This is a genomic window from Microbacterium protaetiae (genome assembly GCF_004135285.1).
Classification (GTDB): Bacteria; Actinomycetota; Actinomycetes; order Actinomycetales; family Microbacteriaceae; genus Microbacterium; species Microbacterium protaetiae.
Genome location: NZ_CP035494.1, coordinates 1,401,385 through 1,411,526, shown reverse-complemented (window position 1 = coordinate 1,411,526; position 10,142 = coordinate 1,401,385). Strand labels below are relative to the sequence as shown.

Genomic DNA, 10,142 nt, shown 5'->3' with positions numbered 1-10,142 from the left:
TTCGTGGGGGGATGCCGCACGATCAGGTGCGATTCTACGGGGGGCTCCCTTGCGTGCGCCCCATGCGCGCCGGGACGTGCCCGGACCGGCGGCGTCGTGCGGCCCCCGGCGGCGTTCAAAACGCAACTGATCCGTGCAGTTGCGGGCCCAAATGGGTGCTACCGGCGCCTTGAGTTCGCGAAGGAGATGAGTTTTGAACGGGTGGCGGGCGGTTGAATAGGAGGATGCCGCATCCCGAGCCCCTTCCCGAGCCCGATCCCGCGCTGTGCCGGGCGCTGGCCGCCGACCTGAATGCGGCGGGCTTCCGCACCGACGCGCTGCGCGAGGCCTGGGGCGCCGACGCCGACGGGGCGCTCGGTCGCGGGCACGCTCTGCCGATCCGTCGCCGGCTGAAGGACGATGATCGGCCGCTCGCCGTGATCGCGCGGCTGTTCGGCATCGGTGATGCGGTGCCTGTCGTTGAGGCATCCGTCGCCTTCGCGTCGCTGGGTGTCAGCGGACTCGAAGCTCTCGGGCTCGCCCTTCGCGACGGAGGGATGCTGCGCCCGCTCGCCCTCGTGCGACCTCAGGCCTTCATCGACGAAGACGCGGTCGGCGAGTGGTGGGTCGCGAGCGATCTCGACGAGGCGGCGCTGGGCGGACCGCTACCCGAAGACCACGTGCTCGGCGTGGGTGGGGCATCCCTCACTCTCGCCGGACTGCAACTGACCACCCCGGTGGCGCGTGCTCTCGATCTCGGGTGCGGATGCGGCATCCAGTCGCTGTGTGCGCGGCGGGTCGCGGCATCCGTTGTCGCCACCGATGTGTCGGAGCGTGCGCTGCGGTTCACGCGACTGAATGCCCTGCTGAACGGGGTCGATGAGATCCGCACGCGCGCCGGCGACATGTTCGCGCCGGTGCGCGGGGAGCGGTTCGACCGGATCGTGTCGAACCCTCCGTTCGTCATCACGCCGCGCGTCGACGGCGTGCCCGCGTACGAGTACCGCGATGGTGGGCGGGTCGGCGACGGTCTGGTTGCCGAGTTCGTCGCGGGGGTGGGCGCGCACTTGACGCCGGGCGGAACTGCGCAGCTGCTGGCCAATTGGGAGACCCGCGACGGCGTGTCGGGGTTGGATCGCGTGCGCGAGTGGGTCGTCGCCTCGGGGCTGGATGCCTGGGTGATCGAGCGCGAGCTGCTCGATCCGGTCGCGTATGCCGAACTGTGGATTCGGGATGCCGGCACCCTGCCGGGCACGGCGGCGTTCGACGAGCTGCTCGGTGCGTGGCTGGACGATTTCGCGGCGCGCGGGGTGAGCGAGGTCGGGTTCGGGTACATCCTGCTGCGGCGGCCCGCATCGGGTGCGCCAACACTCGCGCGCTACGAGAGGATGCCGCAGCCTGTCGCCGAGCACGGGCTGGGCGCGCATCTGGCGCGGTCGCTCGTCGCGCACGATCGGCTGATGGGGCTGGATGACGCGGGGCTGGCGGCATCCACTCTTCTGACGGCCGGCGACGTGACCGAGGCACGACATCATCTGCCCGGGGCGCCGGAGCCCAGCGTGATCGAGTTGCGCCAGGGCGGTGGATTCGGTCGGGTGATCGATGTGGATCCCGCCCTGGCGGCGCTGGTCGGTGCGTGCGACGGCGATCTGGCGGTGGGGCCGCTGATAGCGGCGATTGCGCAGCTGCTCGAGGTCGACCCGGCCGCGCTGCGCGCCGAGCTGCTGCCGCGCGTGCGTGAGCTGGTGTTCACCGGCTTTCTCGCGTTCGCGTGACGCGCTGCGCAGGGGCGCGGCTGTGCGGGGGCGCGGCTGTGCGGGGGCGCGCGGGGGCAGGGAAATTCCATATGGAATTTCCCAAACCACATCAATCTGCCGGCGGTTTCATGTGGACTGGGAAATTCGATATGGAATTTCCCCCGGGGCGGGGGCGCGGGTGGGCGGCACGAGGCGGATGGCGGGCCGGTTAGGCTGGAATCCATGCTGAACATGGCCGAGGGCGTCGCGCGCCTGGAAGCGCTCGCGGCGTCGCCCATTGTGGCCGACCTCGCGCGCGCGTTCGCCGACGCGGGACGGCAACTGGCCATCGTCGGCGGCCCGGTGCGCGATGCGCTGCTCGGCCGGGCCACGCACGACCTCGACTTCACCACCGACGCACAGCCCGACGAGATCCTGAAGATCGTGCGTCCTCTTTCCAGCGCGCAGTGGGACATCGGGCGCGAGTTCGGCACGATCGGCGCGCGCGTGCGCGGCGAGCAGGTCGAGATCACCACATATCGAGCCGACAGCTACGACGGCACGACCCGCAAACCCGTCGTGGCGTTCGGCGATAGCATCGACGGCGACCTGGCCCGCCGCGACTTCACCGTGAACGCCATGGCGCTGCTGCTGCCGGCCAAGAAGCTCGTCGACCCGACGGGTGGGGTCGAAGACCTGGTGCGGGGCGTGCTGCGCACTCCCATCGATCCGCACGTGAGCTTCGGAGACGATCCGCTGCGGATGCTGCGGGCCGCCCGATTCGCGTCGCAGCTCGAGTTCCGCGTCGACACCGAGACGGTCGCCGCCATCGAGAAGCTGCGCGAGACGATCCAGATCGTCTCGGCCGAGCGCATCCAGGGCGAGCTGCTGCGTCTGCTGGCCACCGATGACCCGACCCGCGGCATCCGTCTGCTCGTCGACACCGGATTGATGGCACAATTTCTGCCCGAGGTGCCGGCGCTGCGACTCGAGGTCGACGAGCACCATCACCACAAGGACGTCTACGAGCACTCGCTGACCGTGCTGCGGCAGGCGATCGACCTCGAGCACGACCGGCATCCCGGCGCCGAGCCCGATCTCGCGCTGCGCCTGGCTGCGCTGCTGCATGACATCGGCAAGCCGTCGACCCGCAAGCTCGAGCCCGGCGGAGGCGTCACCTTTCACCACCATGACCTGCGCGGCGCGCGGCTCGCGCGCAAGCGGCTGCGCGAGCTGCGGTTCGACACCGCGACCGTCGACACCGTCACGAAGCTCATCGAGCTGCACCTGCGTTTCTTCGGCTACGCCGAGGGCACGTGGACGGATGCCGCAGTGCGGCGCTATGTGCGTGACGCGGGCAGCGAGCTCGAGCGGCTGCACATTCTGACCCGCGCCGACGTCACCACGCGCAACAAGCGCAAGGCGCACATGCTCGCGTCGGCATATGACGATATCGAACGACGCATCGACGAGCTCGCTGCTCAGGAAGAGCTCGAGGCCATTCGGCCCGAGCTGGACGGCAACCAGATCCAGGAGATCCTGGGGATCAGGCCGGGTCGCGAGGTCGGCGAGGCGTATCGCTTCTTGCTCGACGTGCGGCTGGACGAAGGCATGGTCGGCCCGGAGGAGGCCGAGAGGCGACTGCGCGCCTGGTGGAGCGCGCGGGTCTGACACCCGCAGGCCACCGCACGTTTCTGCGTCTCGGTTCTCGGGCGTTCGGCACTGGGTGCGGCGCACCCGCGTGCACCAACTCAGTCTGCGGGCGCGTTCGGGGTTGATGTGCCCGCGTGGTGGCGCGGTTCGGCTTCGAAAGGCGAGGGTTCCAGACTGAGTTGTTGCACGCCCTGCCGGCGGCGCCCGCGGCGCGGGGGCTGTGTGATGTGTCGGGTGCGGCGTTCTGGCGTGCACCAACTCAGTCTGTTGGCGCGTTCGGGGTTGATGTGCCCGCGTGGTGCCGGGGTTCGGCGTGGGGAGGCGAGGGTTCCGGACTGAGTTGTTGCACGCCCTGCCGGCGGCGCCCGCGGCGCGGGGGCTGTGTGATGTGTCGGGTGCGGCGTATCGGGCGTGGCGTACTGGCGTGCACCAACTCAGTCTGTTGGGGCGTCCGGGGTTGATGTGCCCGCGTGGTGGCGTGGTTCGGCGTCGGAAGACGACGGTTCCAGACTGAGTTGTTGCACGCCCCGCCCGAGAGCCTCGCGCACGAGGAAGGTCACGTCGACGCTGACAATGCCGTCACCGGTGACCAACTCGATGCCGGTCGAACCCAACGGTGTCACCCGCGGGCTTGTGGCGGCGGAAGCGGTGACCGCCTGGGCAGGAGTCATCGGCCCGTGCCCTCGGCGGCGACTGTGGTGGTCGCGTCTGGGCCGGCCCCGGCAGCGTCCCCGCCCGCGGCCCCGGCAGCATCACCCCCGGCCCCGGCCCCGTCCGCGTCACCCGCGGCCCCGGCAGCGTCGCCGGCCACAGCGTCGCCCACCGCAGCACCGTCGGTCGCCGTCGGCGACGGATCGGTGCCGCCGGTCTTCGTCGGCGACGGGCTCTTATCGTCGGGCGACGGCACCGGATCCGGGACACTGGGCGTCTCTGAGACGCCGGGCGTCGGGGATGTCGCCAACAGTCGCTGCAGCGACGGAACCTGGGCGAATGGCGGAACCGGCGCCACAGCGAGCGTGGGGCTGGAGTCGTCCTGTCCGGCGGGGATCTCGCTGAGCGGAAAGACGTTCCATACCGGGTTGCGACCAGGAACCGACACGGCCACGGGCACGGGTCCGCCTCCCCACGCGTAGTAGTCGTCCACCGTGCCACCCGCGCTGCGCTCTCCGACCGTGGTGAGCGGGTTGCCGTCCTGGTCGAACAGCTGCACATCCGTCAGGGGATTGCCGTCGCTGTCGTACGCGAAGATGTTCCGCACGCTCTGACCGTCGACCGCCAGCCCCGGCTGGGTCGCAGCGTAGGGCTGGTACGCGCTCTGCGCTTGATTTCGCCAACTGTGGATCTGACCGATGGTGATGCCCGCCAGGAACGGCAGCATCACCACTGACACCACGCTCAGCACGGGAACGGCCACGCGCATCCATCGCCAAGGCAGCCACCGTCCGCGTCCCCACTGCACGCTGACCAGCATCGCCGCCAGCAGCACGACCCAGCCCCCGCCCATGATCGGGACGGGCAGCCATCCCGCCACGCCGGGAAGGATCGTGATCTGCAGGATCACGACGACCAGGACGGCCAGCATCCACCCCCGCATCAGCCACCACACCGGCCGCAACGCGACGGCCATGTCGAGCAGCCACGCGCCCGCCCGCGATGACCGGATGCCGCGCACAACGCGATGGCCGAACTGGCGCAGATGCGCGCTGAACGCCTGACGCGCACTCACACCGGCGGGGCGGTCCGGGAGACCGGCCGCTTGACGCAGCTCAGCCGCGTAGGCCGCGGCATCCGGCACCTGAAAGTCCTCGCCGCGCTCAGCGGCCTGCTCGGCCAGATCCGATTCGAGGCCCTCGACGATGTCGTCGACCTCGTCGGCGGGCAGGTCGCTCAATTCGGCCCGAACCGCGGCGGCGAACGCGGCGATGCGGTCGACGGGGGTGACGGTCGTGTTCATCGGTTCTCTCCGATCGTGCGCAGAGTGGGAGTGTGGGTGTCAGCCAGCAGACCCGACATCACCGTCGAGAATCGCTGCCAGTCTTCGCGCTGCTCGTCGAGCAGTCGCCGACCGACCGGGCTGATCGCGTAGTACTTGCGGTGCGGGCCGCCATCGGAGGGCACGACGTAGCTGGAGAGCGCCCCTGCCGTGTACAGTCGCCGCAGCGTGCCGTAGACCGAGGCATCGCCTACCTCGCCGAGCCCCGCATCGCGCAGCCGGCGCACGATGTCGTAGCCATAGCCGTCGTCGTGCTGCACGACGGCGAGCACCGCCGCATCGAGCACACCCTTGAGCAATTGTGTGGTGTCCATCTGTCCCTCGCCTGTCTTCTGCGAGAGACAGTACCACGCAATGCGCGGTAGTGCGCACTGGACATCATGGCGTGTCAGCGCGTCGCGCGGCTCATCTCGCGTCGCGCTGGGTTGCGCGTCGGCATCGGTTGACGGCGCCGCCGGGGCGCCGCCTGATTACAGCCAGCCGCTGTCTTCGGCGATGCGCGCGGCGTCGGCACGATTGCGACCGCCGGTCTTGCCGATCGCGCTGGAGAGGTGATTGCGCACCGTGCCCTCGGACAGGTGCAGAATCCGCGCGATGTCGGCGATCGACCCGCCACCGCGAGCCGCCTCGAGCACGTCGGTCTCGCGTTCGGTGAGCGGCGATTCGCCCTGTGCGAGCGATTCGGCCGCCAGGGCCGGATCGACCACGCGCAGTCCCTGCGCGACCCGGCGCACGGCGTCGGCGAGCTGGGCCGCGGGGGTGTCTTTGACGACGAACCCGGATGCCCCGGCCCGCATCGCCCGGGTCAGGTAGCCCGGACGTCCGAACGTCGTCACGATCAGTGCGCGGCATCCCGGCACTCTCTCGCGCAGCTGCGCGGCGGCGGCGATGCCGTCGAGACCGGGCATTTCGATGTCGAGCAGGGCGACGTCCGGACTTGTGCGCAGCGCGGCATCCACCACCTCATCGCCACGGCCCACCTCAGCGACGACGTCGATATCGGGCTCGAGACCCAGCAGGGCCGAGAGCGCCCCGCGCACGAGCGCCTGGTCGTCGGCGATGAGCAGCTTGATCACAGGACCACCTTCAGGCTGAATCCGCCCAGGTCGCTGCGGCCGATCGTCATGGTGCCGCCCGCCTCTTCGACGCGATCGCGCAGGCCCGCCAGGCCGGTGGATGAGGCACTGGATGCCACGGGGCCGACGCCGTCGTCGGCGATCTCGACGGTGCGCGGGCCGAGACGCACCGCGCACAGCGTGGCGCCCGAGTGGCGCACGACGTTGGTGATCCCCTCGCGGACGATCCACGCCGCAAGCTCGCGGTGGGCCGGGCCCACGGCATCCGTCGCCGTCGGGATCTCGGCGGTGATGCCCGCCGCCTCCAGCGCGACGCGGGCGGCGACCAGCTCGGCCGGCAGGTTCCCGCCACGGGCCGCCGCCACGGTCGTGCGCACGTCGGCGAGGGCGCCGCGCGCGAGCTGCTCGATCTCGGCGACCTCGGACCTCGCCCGGGCCGGATCGGCCTCGATGAGCCGGTTCGCGAGCTCGGCCTTGACGGTGATGACGGTCAGTGAATGACCGAGGATGTCGTGGATGTCGCGGGCCATGCGCCCTCGCTCGCGCTCGGCGGCCATGTGCGCGAGCTGATCCTGGGTGGCGCGCAGCTGGTTCATCGCAGCGAAGGTGCGGGCGAAGGCGGCCATCATCAGCGAGATCGAGAAGATGATGGCCGGGCCCCAGAGAATGTCTTCGCCCCAGCCGTCGAGAGTGACTTTGAACCACAGGCCCAGCGCCGAGAGCGCGACGATGAGGGTCAGCGTGGTGCGCCAGCTGACGACCACCATTCCGATGACGACGCCGACATATGTCCACTGCGACCAGACATCCCAGCTCAACCAGGGGAAGAGAGTGAATGACAGCGCGAGCAGGCATATGGCGGGCAGTAGACGCCAGCGCAGCGGCAGGCCCCAGCCGATCGGGACCGCGAGCAGAAAGCCGACGCCGTAAAGCACGACCAGGAGGATGCCGAGGGTCGCCGAGTTCGCCGAGGTTGACTGTTCGATGACCTCCTGACCGGTGCTGATCAGCCAGAGCAGCGAGATCCCGCCGCCGACGTACCAGCTGACCCCACCGCGGCTCCAGAGGACGCTGCGCATGCGCACGAAGGCGCCGGTGCCCGTCTCGGGCGGCATCACCGGCCAGGGGGGACCCGCAGCACGCAGCCTGCGCTCGGTGTCGCGTGCGCGCTCGGCGCTGTGGGTGCGGCTCGCGCGCCGCCCGGTGCTGTGTTCATCCATCGTGTTCACCCTAGATTCCCCGCGCTGAGCGAGTTGCCCTCTTGCGGCGCGAGTTGTCCTCTTGTGGCGCGAGTTGTCCCCTTGGTGCCGAGTTGTCCTCTTGTGGCGCCAGTTGTCCCCTTGGTGCCGAGTTGTCCTCTTGTGGCGCGAGTTGTCTTCTTGGTGCCGAGTTGTCCTCTTGTGGCGCGAGTTGTCCCCTTGCCGGAAGGACAACTCGGGTAACCGGGGGACAACTCGGGCAACCGGGGGACAAGTCGGGTAACCGAGGACAAGTCGGGTAACCGGGTGACAACTCGGGCAACGCGGGGACAACTCGGGCAACCGGGGGACAACTCGGTCAACCGGGGGAACAACTCGGGTGACCCGGGGCAAACGGGGGACAAGTCGGGCAACCGGGGGACAACTCGGGCAACCGGGGGACAAGTCGGGCAACGCGGGGACAACTCGGGCAACGCGGGGACAACTCGGCGGGGAGGGGGCGGCGAAGCCGCCCCTCCCCGGTGCGGTCAGACCCGCTTCGTGTCGCGGCGGAACAGCAGCGCCGTTCCGGCCACGAACAAGGCCAGCCAGAGCAGCACGTTCAGCAGCGCACTCAGATCGAACCCCGCGCCGGTCAGCGGCGCGCGGCTGAGCTCGCCGATGCCGAACACCGGCGTCCAGGCAGCGACATCCTGCAGCACCTGTGGCATCATGCTCACCGGGTAGAACAGCCCGCCGATGAACGCGAGGAACACGATCACGAGGCTGGTCAGCTGCATGGCGTTCTCGCCCGGCACCAGGTACCCCATCATCAGGCCGAGTGCCGTGAACACGGCCGCCCCCAGCAGCCACGCGACCAGCGCCGAAACGATCCACTGCCCCCACGACATGTGCACGCCGGTGAGGGCGCCGGCCAGGTAGGTCGCCACGATGGCGATCAGCCCGAACAGCATGCCGGCGATGACCTTGGTCGCCACCGCGGCGGCCGGGTTCAACGGGGTCAGGCGCAGCTGGCGGCTCCAGCCGAGCGAGCGCTCGACGGCGACGGCGGCACCGGATGCCGTGGCCGACATCATTGCTCCGTAGACGGCCATCGACACCATGATGTAGGCGGCCACAGACAGCCCACCCGACGCGATCGGCTGGTCGTCGATCAGCGGTACATTCCGTTCCGGGTATCCGACCATGAAGTACATCGCCACGGGGAAGACCACCGTGAAGATCAGGGTGCGGTAGTTGCGGAAGCGGCGCTTGAGTTCGATCCCGAGAAAGCGCAGGTTGAACCCGCCCAGCGGCGGCACCTTGCGTTCCAGGGTGGTGATGGCGGTCATGATGCGGCTCCTTCGGAAGTGAGCGCGAGGAACACGCTCTCGAGGTTCTGGGATGAGATCTCCACGTCGTGCGCCGGCGTGGTGGTCAGCAGGTGGCGAGCAAGGGTGTCGGAGTCGCTCGTGCGAATACTCACGCGATCACCCTGCACTTCGACATCCGTCACCTCCGGCAGCGCGGCCAGGGCGACGGCATCCGCGCCCGGCAGGGTCGCGCGCACGACGCGCCCCGCGACGAGGTTCTTGATCTCGGCGGTCGGGCCGTCGGCGACGATCCGCCCCTGGCTCATCAGCACGATGCGGTCAGCGTAGGCGTCGGCCTCTTCGAGGTAGTGCGTGGCGAACAGAACGGTGCGTCCACGTGCGGCGTCGGTGCGGATGGCCTGCCAGAACGAGCGGCGCCCCTCGACATCCATGCCCGTGGTCGGCTCGTCGAGAATGAGCAGCCCGGGGTCCGAGAGCAGCGCCATCGCGAAACGCAGCCGCTGCTGCTGCCCGCCCGAGCACTTGCCGACCATGCGGCCGCCGATGTCGAGGATGCCGGCGCGTTCGAGCACCTCGTCGGCCGGCCGCGGATCGGCGAACAGGCTGCCGGTCAGCTCGACCGTCTCGCGGACGGTGAGGTCTTTGAGCAGCCCGCCGGTCTGCAGCACCGCCGAGACGTAGCCGCGGGCGATGGCGCTGCGCGGCGTGGTGCCGAAGACGGTGATCTCGCCCTCGTCGGGCTGCGACAGCCCGAGGATCACGTCGATGGTCGTGGTCTTTCCGGCACCGTTCGGCCCGAGAAAGGCGACGACTTCGCCGGGTTCGACGTGCAGAGAGACCTCGTCGACCGCGCGCACGCGGCCGAAGCTCTTGACCAGGCCGCTCGCTGAGATGGCCGACGCGGGGCCGGCGGCTGCGGCATCCTTCCCGCGTCCCGTGGTGAGTGTTGTCGATTCCATGTCTCCATGGTGGGATGCCGCAGCCTTCGCACCCTCACACGCCCGTCACGACCTGCCCGTGACATTCGTCACGCCCACTCGGCGACGTCTGCGGCGGTCTCATGGGACGGTCGAGGTGCACGGTGGACGGGCCGCGACCGCGGACGAAACCGAATCGAAATCTTGATCCGGCAGGCTTGTCCTTAGACTTCAGGGGTCGGCTCTGCCCGAGTGTCGACGCCTCGAAGATGAGGA

The 10,142-nt window shown here is 69.6% G+C and carries 9 protein-coding genes; 2 read left to right on the top strand and 7 right to left on the bottom strand.

What is annotated here, in order from left to right; all coding sequences use genetic code 11:
• Window positions 1–224: 224 nt before the first annotated feature.
• Together ET475_RS06595 and ET475_RS06590 are read left to right on the top strand one after the other, a co-directional pair.
• Window positions 225–1,754, top strand: coding sequence for a DUF7059 domain-containing protein (locus ET475_RS06595; RefSeq protein ID WP_129387549.1), 1,530 nt, complete (start codon window positions 225–227; stop codon window positions 1,752–1,754).
• A gap of 204 nt (window positions 1,755–1,958) precedes the next feature.
• Window positions 1,959–3,386 carry a CCA tRNA nucleotidyltransferase gene (locus tag ET475_RS06590; protein WP_129387546.1) on the top strand — a complete coding sequence of 476 codons (1,428 nt, stop codon included), beginning with the start codon at window positions 1,959–1,961 and terminating at the stop codon, window positions 3,384–3,386.
• Between the two features lie 416 nt (window positions 3,387–3,802).
• On the opposite strand, the gene ET475_RS06585 is transcribed toward ET475_RS06590, so the two are convergent.
• The 7 genes from ET475_RS06585 to ET475_RS06550 all read right to left on the bottom strand — a co-directional run bounded on the left by ET475_RS06585 (window position 3,803) and on the right by ET475_RS06550 (window position 9,908).
• Complete coding sequence (locus ET475_RS06585) at window positions 3,803–4,039, bottom strand: hypothetical protein (RefSeq protein ID WP_129387543.1); 237 nt, start codon at window positions 4,037–4,039, stop codon at window positions 3,803–3,805.
• Entirely contained in the window at window positions 4,036–5,322 is a 1,287-nt protein-coding gene (locus ET475_RS06580) for an HAAS signaling domain-containing protein (RefSeq protein WP_129387541.1), read from the bottom strand. Before ET475_RS06580 ends, ET475_RS06585 begins: the two co-directional genes overlap by 4 nt.
• Window positions 5,319–5,675, bottom strand: a complete 357-nt coding sequence (locus tag ET475_RS06575; protein ID WP_129387538.1) for a PadR family transcriptional regulator — start codon at window positions 5,673–5,675, stop codon at window positions 5,319–5,321. Before ET475_RS06575 ends, ET475_RS06580 begins: the two co-directional genes overlap by 4 nt.
• Before the next feature lie 156 nt (window positions 5,676–5,831).
• On the bottom strand, window positions 5,832–6,437 hold the full coding sequence (locus ET475_RS06570) for a response regulator transcription factor (RefSeq protein WP_129387535.1): 606 nt from the start codon (window positions 6,435–6,437) through the stop codon (window positions 5,832–5,834).
• A complete protein-coding gene (locus tag ET475_RS06565; protein ID WP_242497790.1) occupies window positions 6,434–7,657 on the bottom strand; it encodes a sensor histidine kinase in 1,224 nt (407 codons plus the stop codon). The genes ET475_RS06570 and ET475_RS06565 overlap by 4 nt, the downstream gene beginning before the upstream one ends.
• Before the next feature lie 506 nt (window positions 7,658–8,163).
• A complete protein-coding gene (locus ET475_RS06555) occupies window positions 8,164–8,967 on the bottom strand; it encodes an ABC transporter permease (protein WP_129387529.1) in 804 nt (267 codons plus the stop codon).
• On the bottom strand, window positions 8,964–9,908 hold the full coding sequence (locus ET475_RS06550) for an ABC transporter ATP-binding protein (protein ID WP_129387525.1): 945 nt from the start codon (window positions 9,906–9,908) through the stop codon (window positions 8,964–8,966). Before ET475_RS06550 ends, ET475_RS06555 begins: the two co-directional genes overlap by 4 nt.
• Window positions 9,909–10,142: the final 234 nt, after the last annotated feature.